General features: G+C 73.3%; 16 protein-coding genes. 7 read left to right on the forward strand and 9 right to left on the reverse strand.

Annotated features, from left to right (window positions below; all coding sequences use genetic code 11):
• Window positions 1-117 precede the first annotated feature (117 nt).
• From ACFY1T_RS32455 to ACFY1T_RS32470, 4 genes are read right to left on the reverse strand one after another with little or no spacing between them, the layout of a single operon-like run.
• The gene (locus ACFY1T_RS32455) at window positions 118-1,470 is read right to left on the reverse strand and encodes an O-antigen ligase family protein (RefSeq protein WP_390791368.1); all 1,353 of its coding nucleotides are present in this window, start codon (window positions 1,468-1,470) and stop codon (window positions 118-120) included.
• Window positions 1,470-2,987, reverse strand: coding sequence for an exopolysaccharide biosynthesis polyprenyl glycosylphosphotransferase (locus ACFY1T_RS32460; protein WP_390791369.1), 1,518 nt, complete (start codon window positions 2,985-2,987; stop codon window positions 1,470-1,472). The genes ACFY1T_RS32455 and ACFY1T_RS32460 overlap by 1 nt, the downstream gene beginning before the upstream one ends.
• Window positions 2,984-4,201: a glycosyltransferase gene (locus ACFY1T_RS32465; RefSeq protein WP_390791370.1), complete on the reverse strand. Its 1,218-nt coding sequence runs from the start codon at window positions 4,199-4,201 to the stop codon at window positions 2,984-2,986. The genes ACFY1T_RS32460 and ACFY1T_RS32465 overlap by 4 nt, the downstream gene beginning before the upstream one ends.
• A gap of 19 nt (window positions 4,202-4,220) precedes the next feature.
• Window positions 4,221-5,333 (reverse strand): DUF3344 domain-containing protein, encoded by a 1,113-nt coding sequence (locus tag ACFY1T_RS32470; protein WP_390791371.1) that lies wholly within the window; start codon window positions 5,331-5,333, stop codon window positions 4,221-4,223.
• Between the two features lie 189 nt (window positions 5,334-5,522).
• Between ACFY1T_RS32470 and ACFY1T_RS32475 the strand changes: the two genes are divergently transcribed.
• The 5 genes from ACFY1T_RS32475 to ACFY1T_RS32495 all read left to right on the forward strand — a co-directional run bounded on the left by ACFY1T_RS32475 (window position 5,523) and on the right by ACFY1T_RS32495 (window position 8,629).
• Entirely contained in the window at window positions 5,523-5,750 is a 228-nt protein-coding gene (locus ACFY1T_RS32475; protein ID WP_390791404.1) for a chaplin, read from the forward strand.
• Between the two features lie 142 nt (window positions 5,751-5,892).
• Window positions 5,893-6,303 carry a rodlin gene (locus ACFY1T_RS32480; RefSeq protein ID WP_384713776.1) on the forward strand — a complete coding sequence of 137 codons (411 nt, stop codon included), beginning with the start codon at window positions 5,893-5,895 and terminating at the stop codon, window positions 6,301-6,303.
• Between the two features lie 245 nt (window positions 6,304-6,548).
• Window positions 6,549-6,782, forward strand: coding sequence for a chaplin (locus ACFY1T_RS32485; RefSeq protein ID WP_390791372.1), 234 nt, complete (start codon window positions 6,549-6,551; stop codon window positions 6,780-6,782).
• 117 nt (window positions 6,783-6,899) lie between these two features.
• Window positions 6,900-8,114 carry a chaplin gene (locus ACFY1T_RS32490; protein WP_390791373.1) on the forward strand — a complete coding sequence of 405 codons (1,215 nt, stop codon included), beginning with the start codon at window positions 6,900-6,902 and terminating at the stop codon, window positions 8,112-8,114.
• A gap of 167 nt (window positions 8,115-8,281) precedes the next feature.
• Window positions 8,282-8,629, forward strand: coding sequence for a hypothetical protein (locus ACFY1T_RS32495; protein ID WP_390791374.1), 348 nt, complete (start codon window positions 8,282-8,284; stop codon window positions 8,627-8,629).
• Window positions 8,630-8,732: 103 nt separating this feature from the next.
• On the opposite strand, the gene ACFY1T_RS32500 is transcribed toward ACFY1T_RS32495, so the two are convergent.
• Together ACFY1T_RS32500 and ACFY1T_RS32505 are read right to left on the reverse strand one after the other, a co-directional pair.
• Entirely contained in the window at window positions 8,733-8,972 is a 240-nt protein-coding gene (locus ACFY1T_RS32500; RefSeq protein WP_030865615.1) for a chaplin, read from the reverse strand.
• Window positions 8,973-9,141: 169 nt separating this feature from the next.
• Window positions 9,142-9,795 (reverse strand): hypothetical protein, encoded by a 654-nt coding sequence (locus tag ACFY1T_RS32505; RefSeq protein WP_390791375.1) that lies wholly within the window; start codon window positions 9,793-9,795, stop codon window positions 9,142-9,144.
• Between the two features lie 281 nt (window positions 9,796-10,076).
• Between ACFY1T_RS32505 and ACFY1T_RS32510 the strand changes: the two genes are divergently transcribed.
• Window positions 10,077-10,487 carry a rodlin gene (locus ACFY1T_RS32510; protein WP_390791405.1) on the forward strand — a complete coding sequence of 137 codons (411 nt, stop codon included), beginning with the start codon at window positions 10,077-10,079 and terminating at the stop codon, window positions 10,485-10,487.
• 107 nt (window positions 10,488-10,594) lie between these two features.
• Here ACFY1T_RS32510 and ACFY1T_RS32515 read toward each other — a convergent pair whose 3' ends face one another.
• Window positions 10,595-11,236: a vitamin K epoxide reductase family protein gene (locus ACFY1T_RS32515; protein ID WP_390791376.1), complete on the reverse strand. Its 642-nt coding sequence runs from the start codon at window positions 11,234-11,236 to the stop codon at window positions 10,595-10,597.
• A gap of 192 nt (window positions 11,237-11,428) precedes the next feature.
• On the opposite strand from ACFY1T_RS32515, the gene ACFY1T_RS32520 reads away from it, so the two are divergent.
• The gene (locus ACFY1T_RS32520) at window positions 11,429-12,211 is read left to right on the forward strand and encodes a DUF6227 family protein (RefSeq protein ID WP_390791377.1); all 783 of its coding nucleotides are present in this window, start codon (window positions 11,429-11,431) and stop codon (window positions 12,209-12,211) included.
• 20 nt (window positions 12,212-12,231) lie between these two features.
• Here the strand turns inward: ACFY1T_RS32520 and pfkB are convergent, their stop codons facing one another.
• Both pfkB and ACFY1T_RS32530 read right to left on the reverse strand, forming a co-directional pair.
• Window positions 12,232-13,182 carry a 1-phosphofructokinase gene (pfkB, locus tag ACFY1T_RS32525; protein WP_390791378.1) on the reverse strand — a complete coding sequence of 317 codons (951 nt, stop codon included), beginning with the start codon at window positions 13,180-13,182 and terminating at the stop codon, window positions 12,232-12,234.
• On the reverse strand, window positions 13,179-13,937 hold the full coding sequence (locus ACFY1T_RS32530) for a DeoR/GlpR family DNA-binding transcription regulator (protein ID WP_390791379.1): 759 nt from the start codon (window positions 13,935-13,937) through the stop codon (window positions 13,179-13,181). Before ACFY1T_RS32530 ends, pfkB begins: the two co-directional genes overlap by 4 nt.
• Window positions 13,938-13,973: the final 36 nt, after the last annotated feature.

Raw genomic sequence — 13,973 nt, forward strand, 5'->3', positions numbered from 1 at the left:
GGGTTCCGGCGGAGCCGTGCGGGGCCGCGGCGGAAGACGGGGCCGGTGTGCCCGGGACGCGGGCGGGGCCCGCCCCGGCCGGGGGGCCGGCGGCGGGCCGCCAAGGCGTCGTATCGGTCACCGGCCGGGACCATCGGGGACCGCGTCCCCTTCGGAGGGGGACGGCAGGGCCCACCAGGCCGCCAGGCCGATGATCACCCCGGTGAGGACCGTGGACGGTCCGCCGATGTCCGCGTAGAGGAAGTCGGTCAGCTGCCAGACGAAGAGCCCGATCGCGATCAGCCCGCAGTCACGGAGCCCGGCACCGCCCGCGTACCGCCGCAGGCCCGCGACCAGCAGCGCCGCCCAGCCGCCCACCAGCGCGGTCAGGCCGATCAGCCCCTGCTCGCTCAGCACCAGCAGGTACATGTTGTGCGGGGAGAGCAGCGGCTGGCGGATGAACGCCTGCCCCGCGCCGGCGGTGTCGCTGCCGGAGGAGAGGCCCAGCGAGGAGTGCCCGTCCCGGTTGGCCGGGAAGCCCTTGAGCCCCACCCCGACGGCCGGCCGCTCGCGCCACATCGACTCGGCGGCGGCCCACATGGTGTAGCGGTCGGTCACCGACTGGTCGGGGGCGCTGGAGACCTGCGTGATCGAGGTCAGCCGCTCCGCGACCATCTCGGAGCCGACCCCGAGCCCGCCCACCAGGACCACCCCGGCCGCTGCCAGGGCGAGCAGCACCTTCAGCGCCCGCCGGATCCCGGCGAGCAGGATCACCAGCAGCGCCGCGCCGACCGTGGCGATCCACGCGCCCCGGCTGAACGACAGCACCAGCGGCACCACCAGCACCAGGGCGGCGCCGCCGGCCATCCGCCGCACCCGGCCCGGCAGTCCCGGAGCCAGGGCCGCAGCGGTCGCCACGACCAGCCCGTACGCCACCACCGTGGCCATGCCCATCACGTCGCCGGGCCCGAACGTGCCGACGGCCCGGATGTCCTCGCCCTGGTACGAGGCCCCCGTGTGGGTCGCGAACTGCACGACCCCCACCGCGCCCTGCACCAGCGCCAGCACCACGAAGCACCCGGCGGCCAGGCGGAACTCCCCGGCGTCGCGCACCAGCAGCACGATCGCCGCCGGGACCAGGACGAACACCTGGAGGTAGCGCACGAACCCGGGCAGCGCCGCGTACGGGTCCCCGGCGGTGGCGGTCGCCACCGCCAGCCCCACGGCGGGTACGCCGAGCACCGCCGCGCCCAGCGGGCTCAGCTCCCGCACCCGGCCGCGCAGCGCCTGCACCGCGCAGACCAGCACCAGCACCAGCGAGGCGGCGTCGGCCGGGCCGACCTTGCCGGAGGTGCTCGCGTCGCCCGCCGCGATCGGGGCGAGCAGCAGCAGGACCGTCGCGGCGAGCGGCAGCAGCGGCCAGTGCCGCCGCAGCAGCCCCGCCGTGCCGGGCCGGGCGGCCGCGCCGAACGGGGATACGGCGAGGCTCATCAGCTGCCCCCCAGCCGGAAGCGGAAGAAGGAGGCCGCGGTGCGGGCGAGGATCCACAGGTCCTGCCAGAGCGACCAGGTGTCGATGTAGTGGTTGTCGAAGCGGGCCCGGTCCTCGATGGAGGTGTCCCCGCGCAGGCCGTTGATCTGGGCGAGCCCGGTGATGCCGACGGGCATCCGGTGCCGGGCCTCGTAGCCGGGGTGGACGGTGCTGAACTTCGCGACGAAGAAGGGCCGTTCCGGCCGTGGTCCGACCAGGCTCATGTCACCCCGTACGACGTTCCACAGCTGCGGCAGCTCGTCCAGCGAGGACTTGCGCAGGAAGGAGCCGATCGGGCTCATCCGGTTGTCGCCGGCGACCGTCCACCGGGTGGCGGACTCGTGCTCGTCGGCGCGCAGGGTGCGGAACTTCAGCAGCGTGAAGGAGCGCCCGTACAGGCCGACCCGCTCCTGCCGGAAGATCACCCCGGGCCCGTCGGAGACCCGTACGGCCAGCGCGCACGCGCCCATCACGGGGGCGGCGGCGATCAGCGCGAGCGCGGCCAGCAGTCCGTCGATGGCCCGCTTCACCCACCGCTCCACCGGCCGTGACGGGCGCGGCAGCAGCGGCTGTACGGCGTACCCCCACAGCTGGTCCGCGGGCTGGGCCACCCGCATGCCGGTCACCTTGGCGGTGCCGGCCGGGTCGGCGAGCCAGAGCCGGCAACCGTGGTCGTGGAAGAGCCGGACCAGGGAGGCGGTGCGCTCGTCGGCCTCGGGCGGGCGGGTGAACACCGCGTGCCGGACCGAGTTCTGGATGACGGCGCGCCGGATGTCCTCGTGCGTGGCGAGCACCGGCACGCCACCGCCGCCCTCCTCGGGGGAGGCGGTGTCGGCGAGCCCGACGGGCCGCAGCCCGTACTCGGGACGCCCGTGCAGGGCGGCGGCGACCGCGCTCGCCCCGGCGCCGGGGCCGACGACGAGTGCGGAGGCGGGCCGGCGGCGGGCCGCGCGGCGGCGGAGCTGGTTGACGAACCCGCGCCCGGCGCACGTCAGTACGGTCTGCAGAAGGACGGCCTCCAGCAGGGCCGGCCAGCCCAGGGCCCCGCCCGGCGCCGTGGCGGCCACGACGGTGGCGAAGGCGCACCACAGGATGGCGGCCCGCCCGGCCACCGCGGGCAGCTCCAGCAGTGCGGAGGGCGCGAGCCGCGGCCGGTACAGCCCGGCCTGCGCGTGCAGCGCGGCGGCCAGCACGGCCATCGGGACGGCCGCCGCCGGGGGTACCGCCGTGCCGGGCGCGGACAGGACCGTGGTGGCGAGTACGGCGGCCAGCGCATCGGCGGTCAGCAGCGGGAGGACCCCGTCGCTGCGCCGTGCCCGCTGCGGCCGCGCGAGCGGCCGGGCCGGGTCGGCCCGGGGCCGGCGTGGGGGGTGGATGGCGGTCACGGACCGTCGGACGGCTGCGGTGCCGGCGGTGCCGCCGGCGGGCCCCGTGCCGCCCTGCCCGGTGTGCCGGGCGGGTGCGCTGTCCATCGTCATCGGCTGATGCGCTCCTGGTTCAAGGGCCGGGGCCTGCCCAGCAGTTCGTGGTACAGGCCGGTGACCGCGTCCGTGGTCCGCCGCACGTCGAAGTCGGTCCGGGCGTGCTGCCCGGCCTGCTCCCCGAGTTCGGCGAGCAGCCTCGGTTCGGCGAGCAGCCGACCCAGGGCTTTGGCCAGGGCCGTCGGATCCTCCGGCGGTACCAGGCAGAGCCGCCCCTGTCCGGGCGGCAGGCTCTCCCGGGCACCGCTGACGTCGGAGACCAGGACCGGTCGGCCGCAGGCCATGGCTTCGAGCGGGGCGAGCGCCATGCCCTCCCACCGCGACGGCAGTACAACGAGATCGGCGGCCCGAAGCCACGGTCGGATGTCGGGAGCGGCTCCCGCGAAGAGCACCCCGGGCGGGGCGGTGCGGCGCAGCCGCTCGGTGTCGGGGCCGTCTCCGACGAGGGCGAGACGGGCTTCGGGGATGTTGCCGAGCACTTCCCGCCAGGCCCGGAGCAGGATGTCCTGACCCTTCTGCTGGCAGAGCCGGCCCACGCAGACGGCGAGCGGCCCGTCGCCCAGGAAGGCGGCGGGCAAGGGGAGTTCGGTTCGCGCCCGGGCCCGGTCGGCCTCGCGGTCGGGGCCGCCGGGGCGGAAGTGGTCCAGGTCCACGCCGTTGCGGATCACCGACCAGTGGGCGGCGATGCCCTCGGCCTCTCCGGCCCGGCGTTCGGCCTCGCTGACGCAGAGCACCCGGTCGGCCCAACGGGCGCCGAACCGCTCCCAGCGCAGGGCGAGCGCGGCGGTGGCCCCGCCGACGGCGTCGAAGGACCAGGCGTGCGGCTGGAAGACGGTGGGCACGGCCCCGCGCGCGGCGAGCCGCCCGGCGAGGCCCGCCTTGGCGCTGTGGGCGTGCAGGACGTCGGGCCCGACCTGGCGGATCACCCGCCGGGCGCCGAGCACTTCGGCGGGCAGGTCGGGTCCGGGGGCCCGGGCGGCGCGCCAGGTGAGCACCTCCGCCCCGGCCTCGCGGGCGGCGTCGGCGAGCTGTCCGCCGCGCGGGCAGCCGACGGCGGTCCGCAGGCCGGCGGCCGTCTGGGCGCGGACGAGGTCGACGACGACGCGGGCGACACCGCCGTCGACGGGTTGGACGAGGTGCAGGACGGAGAGGGGACGGGGAATCGGATCCTGCGCACGAGAGGGCTGCGCGGGGGAAGGCTGTGTCGGCACGCGGAGTGGTCTCCTACGTTCAGCGGCGCGCGTCTGTCTGAACGAAGAGCACGCCGAGGAATTGACCCTGGCTTTCGCCCGTGAACCTGAAGCTCAGGCTGCGGGCGCCACCGGACAAGGCGGGACTCAGGTCGAACACGTCCGCGTCATATCCGAGATTGTTCATGTGTTCGGGCTGTCGCACGAACGAGGGATCTCCGAATTCCGTGATCGTGGAATTCATAACATCATTAAAAGGATTTTCGGCATCACTGATGTTGACCCGGCGACCACTGTCGGAGGTCACCGTGAGTGAGTCGCCGAGGGTCCCCCGGTCCCCGTCGTAGGCGACCACCCCGGCCTTCCCGGCCGACCCTGCGGCCGCGTCCAGGCCGGCGATCTCGACCGTCTCGCCGGCCCCGCCGCCGGGGCCCGCGGCGATCGACTCGAAGCCGTCCCACACCGAGATCCGGCGAACCGGCTCCTGCGGGTGCTCGTACGCCACGACCAGCGTCCAGCCGCCCCAGGCACCCACCTCGGAATGACCCATCGCGATGTTCAGCTGGGCCACCGTCCACATGCCGGCGCCGCCCCTGCGGACCATCGGGGTCACGTCGGCCGAGGCCTGGTAGGCATCGCTGCCCGCGTCCGTCCGGTGGCCGATCACCGTGTCGGCGAGGACCTCCTTGTAGGCCCCGCCCGGCTCGGCGACCAGCACCCGGCCGTTGTCCTCGGGCGGCTTCTGCTCGCCCACCCGCAGGTTCCCGCCCCAGTACAGGCGGGCGTACGAGACCTTCGCGCCCTGCGGGACCTTGAGCTCGGCCCGGGTGGAGTTGTAGGTGTCCGGATCCTTGTCGACCTCGCTGTAGAACATGTCGAAATCGCCGTTGACCCCCGCCGCGCCCCGGTTGACCTCGGCGCACGGCTCGGCGTCCGGCGCCTCCTCACGGCGGCAGGCGATGGAGGAGTTGGAGGCGCGGACCAGTCCGCCCCGCTGGACGGCCTGGTAACGCTGGGTGAATGGGATCTTGGCCATTTCCCGCACGGCGGGAGCCGCGGGGCCCGGCGGGGCGGCCACGGCGGGGACGTTCGCCGAAAGCGCGAGGCAGGACAGCAGACCGAGCGTGCCGAGGATTCCGCGGGACGAACCCATGACCCCGTCTCCAATTTCGATCAAGGGGACAAAACAGGAGTGAACTTTGTCAGAAATCAGGCTGGAAATCACGCCGGACTCGCTCGTACGGCCTTTTGGGCGATAACACGCACCCTCGCAGGCGGCGGGTCGTTATGCGGAGCACCATTGTTCGAACCGAAAGGAAAAACGGAGATGACGAAGAGGCTGATGCGCGCCACCACCCTGGCGGTCGCCGGCACCGCGGTGCTGATGGGCGGCGCGGGCCTCGCCTCCGCGGACTCGGCGGCCGAGGGCTTCGCGGCGGAGTCCCCCGGCGTGGGGAGCGGCAACCTGGTCCAGGTCCCGGTCAACGTCCCCGTGAACGTCTGCGGCCTCACGGCCAACCTGGTCGGCGTGCTGAACCCGGCCTTCGGCAACACCTGCGTCAACGCCTGACCGACGGTCCGACTGTCAGCCGAACCGTCAATCAGGCCGCTCGAAACCAAGGCATCCGAGTGAAGCCACGCAACCCGAACCGGGGCGCGGCCGTTGATCCGGGTGCTCCACTACCGGGCAATCCAGCAAAAAAGGGACGACAATGATCAAGAAGATGATGGCAACTGCGGCTGCCGCAGCCTCGGTCGTGGGCATCGGTGCGGCCATGGCCCCGCAGGCGATGGCGATCGGCAACGACAACGGCATCAACACCGTCAACGGCAACGGCGCCTCGCAGATCTACGGCAACCAGGCCACCTACGGCACCATGAGCCCCCAGATGGCGCTCATCCAGGGCTCGTTCAACAAGCCCTGCATCGCGCTGCCGGCCAAGGTCAACGCCCAGTCGATCCTCGCCCTCGTCAACGTCGGCGTCCAGGACATCCCGATCCTGTCCAACCCGATGAACCAGCAGTGCACCGAGAACTCCACCCAGGCCAAGGGCGACGAGCCGCTCTCCCACATCCTGGACAACATCCCGGTCCTGTCCGGCAACGCGTCGGCCGGCAGCTGACCGCAGCCCGTGCAAGCGAGGCCGCCGCACCCTCCGGGTCGCGGCGGCCTCGCCGCTTGTCCACCCGGCCCGGTCGCGCCGCGCGCACCCGCCGCAAATAGCGCGTAAAACCGGCATGAATTCCGGCCGGCGCCGGCCCGGATGAATTCGCGGAGCCGCCCGGGAAAATCTCCGGTTTCTTTTCCCGGACCCACTCGTTGTTATTTCTGCAGTGGACAAGCCTCTGCGGGAAGGATCGAAAACAAATGACGTACAAGAAGGCAGTGGTGCTGGCCGCCGGCGTTCTCGTGGCCGCCGGTGCCGCCTCGCCCGCCATGGCCGACTCGGTCGCCGACGGCAAGGCCGTCGGCTCCCCGGGCGTGCTCTCCGGCAACCTCGCCCAGGTTCCGGTGCACATCCCGGTGAACGTCTGCGGCAACAGCGTCAACGTGATCGGCCTGCTGAACCCCGCGTTCGGCAACACCTGCGTCAACGCCTGACGAAGCGGCTGCCCGCAAGGGCAAACCTCCTCGGGGTGGCCTCGGAGTGCACGGCGGTGCACTCCGAGGCCACCTTCGATTCAGCACCGGCGGGAGCCGGTAGACAGGGAAGGACCCATGCGACAGGTACTGAGCCGACAGGTACTGGGCAAGGGAATGCTCACGGCGGCGGCCGCCTCGAGCCTGCTGTCGATCGCGACCGGCGCGGCCTACGCGCACCCGGGGGCGACGGCCGAGGCCTCGCATTCGCCGGGCGTGCTGTCCGGCAACAGCGTCTCGGTACCGATCACCGTCTCGCCGAACGTGTGCGGCAACAGCGTGGACGGCGGTGCGGCGCTGAACCCCTCGTTCGGGAACAACTGCGCCACCACGACCGGTTCCGACGCCCACCGCGCCGACCGCGACTACGAGCGCTACCTGAGCCCCGAGCACGCCCAGGCGTTCGAGCGCTACCTCGAAGAGCACCAGGGCGGCCGGCACGCGCTGCCCGAGCAGCGCCACGAGGAACCCCGCCACGAGGAGGCCCGCCGCCACGCGCCCCGGCACGCGGCCCCCCGGCAGGAAGAGCCGCGCGACCAGGGCGGCTACGGCGGATCGGGCCAGGAGGACGACCGGAGCCACGGCGGACCGGTCGGCCACGGAGCGCACCCCGGGCAGGGCGGCTACGGCGGCCCGGACGAGGAGGAGTGCGACGACCACCCGCACGCCCTCCCGGCCCCGGCCCCGGTGGCCCACCACGCTCCCCCGGCGCCCGAGCGGCCTCAGCCGCGGCCCCACCCGAAGCCGCAGCCCAAGCCGCAGCCGAAGCCGGCGGCGGAGCACCCGGCTCCGAGGCCCGCGCCCCAGCCCCACCCGGCGCCGAAGCCGCTCCCCCACCCGGCTCCGAAGCCGCCGGTCCACGAGGCGCCCGTAACGCTCCCCGCACCGGTTCCGCTCCCCGCACCGGTCGTGGAGGCGCCCCGTCCGCTCCCGGCCCCCGCGCCGGTCGCCGAGGAGGCGCCCGCACCGGCGCCGCCGCACGGCAGCCAGTTCGTGGAGCACCCGGCCCCCGCGCCGGTTCCCGCTCCGGCGCCCGAGGTCGTCCGTCCGGCCGACCAGCCGCCGGCCGCCCCCGCCGGTGACACCCCGATCCACCTGACGCCGGCGCCCGCACCGGTGCCCATCCCGGTGACGCCCGCCGCGCCGGCTCCCGCTCCGGCGCCCGCCCCCGCGCAGGTGTCCGCACCGGAACTCGCCGCCACCGGCGCGGGTCAGCCCGGCGCCGCGGCGGCCCTCGCCTCGGCACTGGTCCTGGGCGGCGCCATTCTGTACCGGAGGTCCCGAACCGCCTGACCGGCAATGCCGGTAATCGGAAGAAATATCGGCCGGAGAATCCCCCGTCGGATTCTCCGGCCGTTGCCGTACGCGTTTCCGGACCGGACGGGAATCGTTACGCAGGGCGAAAGCGGCGCGACGGTCGCCGCTGACACCTCTGTCCACGAAAGAAGAGGATTTCGATAATGAAGCTCACGAAGGTCGCCGCGGTCATCGCCGGGTCCGTCGCCGCACTCGGCGCCTCCGCCCCCGCCTTCGCCGCCGCAGCGCCGGTCGCGATGCCCCCCATGAGCCTGACGAGCGGGGCGACGGAGGCCTTCGACTCGCTCGCCCCGGTCACCGAGCAGCTCCCGCAGACCCTGAGCAACGGCGTGGCCGAACAGGGCGAGACCGTCAACAAGGTCGTGGACACCGCGCAGCGCGTCAACAAGGTCCGCAACAATGCGCCGGGCGAGGTGCTCAAGGTCGCCGACGGGGCCACGCAGGCGTCCCCGCTCCTCGGCGGCGTGAAGCTCAACGGCGGGGCCCACTGAGCCGGTCGGGCCCCCCGCCCCGGCGGGAACCGCGGGAGCGGACAAGACTGTGGGCGCCACCGGCGAGGCCGGTGACGCCCACAGTCACATGTGCCGACTGACGTCAGTCGTTGACGCAGACGTTGCCGAACGCGGGGTTCAGCAGGCCGATCACGTCGATGGTGTTACCGCAGACGTTGACCGGCACGTGGACCGGGACCTGGACCAGGTTGCCCGAGAGGACACCGGGCGAACCCACGGCCGCGCCCTCGGCCGACGAGTCGGCCATGGCGGAGCCGGCGGCACCGGCCGCAGCGAGACCGGCGGAGGCCAGGACCAGGGCGGCCTTCTTGGCAGAGTTCATGGGAAGTGCACCTTCTGTTCGATGTTCTGCCCCGACGCGGGGCTCACACCGAGCGAAACGGTTCTGGCTCCCAAGACGACACGGCCCGGCACGCAATCAGACCTGTTCAGCTCAATAGTCGTAACCACGCGCGGTTTTCGGGCCGCCGTGTGCGATCCTTCCTCCCCCACTACGGGAGGTCGGGGACCTCCGGCACGATCTCCACCGGCGTCAGGACCGGGCCGGCCGGCTCGACCGGTGCCGGAACCGCGGGCGCGGCGGGCTTGGCCGGGACCGCGGGCACCGCCGGGAGCGCCGGCTTGACCGGGACCGCCGGCTTGACCGGGACCGCCGGCTTGGCCGGGACCACGGGTGCCGCCGGCACCGCCGGAAGCGCCGGCTTGGAGACGGGTGCGGCCGGCTTGGAGACCGGGGCCGCGGGCTTGGAGACGGGGATGTCGGGGATCTCCGGGGCGGGGATCGACGGGATCTCGGGGAGTGCGGGGATCGGCAGCGCCGGGATGTCCGGGATCGCCGGCAGACTCGGCAGGGTCGGCAGCTTGATCGGCGGGAGCGTCACCCCGGGCAGCAGGTTCTGGAGGGACTTGAGGAGTCCGTCCAGGGTGGCGGAGATCCCCGCCAGGAGGTCGTCGAGCGGACCGGCCGCGGCGGCTGCCTCCGCGCGGTGCTCGATCTGTTGCCGGGCGGCCGCCACCCGGTTGCGGACGGCGGCGGCCGTGTCACCGTCCGCGGCGCCCGCGGGGGCGGCCGCGCCGGAGAGTATGACGACGGCGAGGGCCGACGGGACGAGGACGCGGATGCGGGACGGCTTCGTGCGGTGCATGGCATTTCCTTCGGTGGTCGCACAGAGGCGGACCCGAGCGATCCGCTTCCTCACCCACCGTGCGAACACCTTCTACGGAGCGCAACCGGATCTTGAACGGTCCGGCCCGCCCTGGGCGCTGCGTACGGGCTTCGCGCACGCGTCCGCAGAAGGCTCACCCGGGGTGGGGAAATCCCCGGCCGCAACGGGCCGTTTGAGTGAAGCAGCGGAACCAACCCCCGGGAAGGCCAGTTGACCAGGGCGCTCCACTAGCGGGCACTCGTGCGACAAAAGGACCAATGATGCTCAAGAAGATCATGACTGCTGCCGCGGTCACCGCCGCCGCCGTCGGCGCGGGCGCTGCTGTTGCGGCCCCGGCCATGGCCATCGGCAACGACAACGGGATCAACACCGTCAACGGCAACGGCGCCTCGCAGATCTACGGCAACCAGAAGACCGCCGGCGACATGAGCCCGCAGCTCGGCCTGGTCCAGGGCACCCTGAACAAGCCCTGCATCGGCCTGCCGGTCAAGGTCAACGCCCAGTCGATCCTCGCGGCCCTCAACGTCGGCGTCCAGGACATCAACGTCCTCTCCAACCCGATGAACCAGCAGTGCACCGAGAACTCCACCCAGGCCAAGGGCGACGAGCCGCTCTCCCACATCCTGGACAACATCCCGGTCCTGTCGGGCAACGGCTCCATCGGCAGCTGATTCCGGCTCCCCTGCTTTCCGCGGTCCGGGCCCCCTGCGCCCGTGGAGCGATGTGACGAGGGCCCCGGCAGCCTCCAGCTGCCGGGGCCCTCGGGCGTGCCGGGGCTTCAGCCGGTCCAGAACTCCCACCACCGGGTGAGGATCAGCATCCCGATCACGCCGAGGTGCAGGGCGGGCGGGGCCCAGGCGAACTCCGTGAAGAAGGTCCGTACGGGGCCGGGCGCGGGCAGGGCGTCCGTACGGACGTTGCGGGCGGTGACCGCCCAGAACATCAGCAGGGTGGCCGCCCAGGTGAGGCAGCACCACAGGCAGAGCGCGTTGATCTCGTACAGGGACTGGACCATCAGCCAGCTGCAGAAGCCGACTCCGAAGGCCGTCCCGGCGTTGAGTCCCAGCCAGAACCAGCCGCGGTAGCGGGCGCCGGCCAGCAGGCCCGCGCCGACGCACACGACGGCCCCGAACGCGACGAGCCCCAGCAGGGGGTTGGGGAAGCCGAAGGCCGCCGCCTGCTCGCTCTTCATGACGCTGCCGCAGGAGACCACCGGGTTCAGACTGCAGGCGGGCTTGAAGTCCGGGTCCTCCAGCAGGAGGAACTTGTCGAGGGTGATCACCCAGGAGGCCAGCACCCCGGCGGCTCCGGTGAGCGCCAGCAGCCAGGCCAACGCCCGCGGGGCGCCCTCCGGTTCGTCCTCGTGTCTGCTCCGGGGCAGCCCCTGCTGGCGGGGAAGGCCCACTGTTTTCGTTGCCATACGGGCCATGTTCCCCCTCTCCGGCACAGACCTGGGCGAACCATGCTCATCCCGGGGCAAGTTGACCTGAAGGGGTGGCGGGAACCCCTGATGCTTCCCGGACGTTTTACCGAACCCCGGACGTGATGTCAGACCCAGGGGCTACGTTGAGCTTCCGCGAAGTCACTAGCTGCGACGGCCTGGAGACCCACCTTGAGCGATCCGTACGAGACAACCGAGGCGCACCTCGAGCGACTCCTGGGCCGCGCCCTCAACTCCTTCGACCTGCCGGACCGGTTGGTCGAGCGCCTGGAAGCGGCGCTCGCCCACAGCTCCTCCCTGCACACGACGCACCACAGTCCGGCGGCGGGCCTGTGGCGGGAGGTCCACCGGCACACGTACCTGCTGTCCGACGGCGGTTCGGCGTCCCTGTGGGAGCTGGTGTACCGGTTGGTGGGCGACCGGACGATCCGGCACGAGGTCTTCGTGAGCAAGGCGGAAGCCTGCCTGGCGGTGGCCCGGCTGTTCGGCGAGGCCCCGGCGGAGGCGGCCTTCGACCCGGCGCTGGATCCGGCGCTCGCCGCCGCCGAGGAGGAGCCGGACACGGGTGTGGCGGACCTGAGCGCGCTGTTCGCGGCGAGCTCGCCGGCGCGGCGGCACCGGGAGTACGCGGTGGAGGAATCCGCCGACCACGCCCGCCGGGTGCTGCGCCGGGCGGAGAACCCGGACCGGCCGGGCGAGGGGACGGCGCTGCTGCTGCGGTCGGCGTACGCGCACCAGATCACGCAGGCGTTCGGGGCCCGGCCGTTCACGGCGGAGGGGCGGGCCTCCGGATTCAACCTGTACGAGCACTCGTTCGTGCTGCTGGACGGGACCGAGCTCAGCCTGTGGGAGGTCGAGCACACGGCGACGCCGGACGGGCGGCACATGTGCGAGGTGTACGAGAGCGAGACGGCCGCCCGCGGAGCGATGGAGCTGCGCGCGCGGGTGCGATGACGGGATTTTGACGACGCTCCCTAGGGGAGGGCTGGGGAGGAGAGGCGGAGGGCCTCGGGCGGGTTCTCGGTGATGTGTACGGCCTCTGGGCGCAGGTCCGCGGGGGCCGGCACGGCAGTGCCCGGGAGCTGGACCGCGGCCGCGCCGTGGGCCAGGGCCGAGGCGAGCGCCTTGGGGCCCGTCCCGCCCGCGATGAGGAATCCGGCCAGGGAGGCGTCGCCGGCCCCGACGTCGCTGCGGACGGCGGTCACGGGGGCCGTGCCGTGGAAGATGCCCTCGGCGCTCACCAGGAGCTGCCCGTCGGCGCCGAGGGAGGCCAGCACCGCGCCCGCGCCCCGCGAACGGAGCTCCTGGGCCGCGCGGGTGACCTCGCCGAGGGTGGCGAGCGGGCGGCCCACCGCCTGGGCCAGCTCCGTGGCGTTCGGCTTGACGAGGTCGGGGCGGGCCGGCAGGGCGGCCGTCAGCGCCGCGCCCGAGGTGTCGAGGGCGACGCGGGCTCCGGTCTCGCGGGCGCGGGTGACGAGGTCGGCGTACCACTCGGGCGGCAGTCCGCGCGGGAGGCTGCCGCAGGCCGCGATCCAGTCGGGGTGGCCCATGGCGGTGCGGACGGTCTCCAACAGGAGGGCGGATTCCTCCGCGGTGAGTTCGGGACCGAGCGCGTTGATCTTGGTGAGGGTGCCGTCCCGTTCGACGAGCGTGATGTTGGAGCGGGTCTGCCCGGAGACCGTCACGGCCGTGACGTCCACGCCCTGCATGCCCAGCAGTTCGGCGATCAGCGCACCCGGGGCGCCGCCGAGCGGGAGGACCGCCGTCGTGAAAACCCCGGCGGCGGCCACCGCCCGGGAGACGTTGACCCCCTTGCCCCCGGGATCGACGCGGTCGCCGGTCGCGCGCAGCACCGCGCCGCGCTCCAGCGAGGGGACCTCGTACGTCCGGTCGAGGGAGGGGTTCGGGGTGACGGTCAGGATCATACGAGCACGACTTCCGTACCGGCGGCCTCGATGGCCGCCTGCTGGGCAGGGGCGAGCCCCTGGTCGGTGATCAGGAGGTCCACGTCCTCGAAGGAGCCGAAGCACGCGAAGTGCTCCCGGCCCGCCTTCGAGGAGTCGGCGAGCAGCACCACCCGGCGGGCGGCTGCCATCGCGGCCCGCTTGACGGCGGCTTCCGCGAGGTCGGGGGTGAAGAGGCCCTGCGCCGAGAAGCCGTTGGCGGCGAGGAAGGCGACGTCGGCGCGGATCTCGGCGTAGGCGCGCAGGGCCCAGGCGTCGACGGCGGCCCGGGTGCGGTGGCGGACGCGGCCGCCGACGAGGTGGAGGTCGATGCCGGCGTGGTCGGCGAGCCGGGCGGCGACGGGCAGGGAGTGGGTGACCACGGTGAGCGCGCAGTCGACGGGGACGGCGGCTGCGAGGCGGGCGACGGTGCTGCCCGCGTCGAGGACGATGCTCCCGCCCTCGGGGAGTTCGGCGAGGGCGGCGGCGGCGATGCGGTCCTTCTCGTCGGCCCGGGTCGCCTCGCGTTCGGTGAGGTCCGGTTCGAAGTCGAGGCGGCCGGCCGGGATGGCCCCGCCGTGCACGCGGCGGACCAGGCCGGCCCGGTCCAGGGCGTTCAGGTCGCGGCGTACGGTCTCGGCGGTGACCTGGAAGCGGTCGGCGAGGGAGGGGACGTCGATGCGGCCCGCCTCGCGGGCGAGGCGGAGGATCTCCTGTTGGCGTTCCGGTGCGTACATGTGGATTCGCGTCCGTTTCTCCGGATTGCGCCCCAC

Origin of the sequence: Streptomyces sp. NPDC001194, from assembly GCF_042896985.1 — a bacterium.
GTDB lineage: Bacteria > Actinomycetota > Actinomycetes > Streptomycetales > Streptomycetaceae > Streptomyces.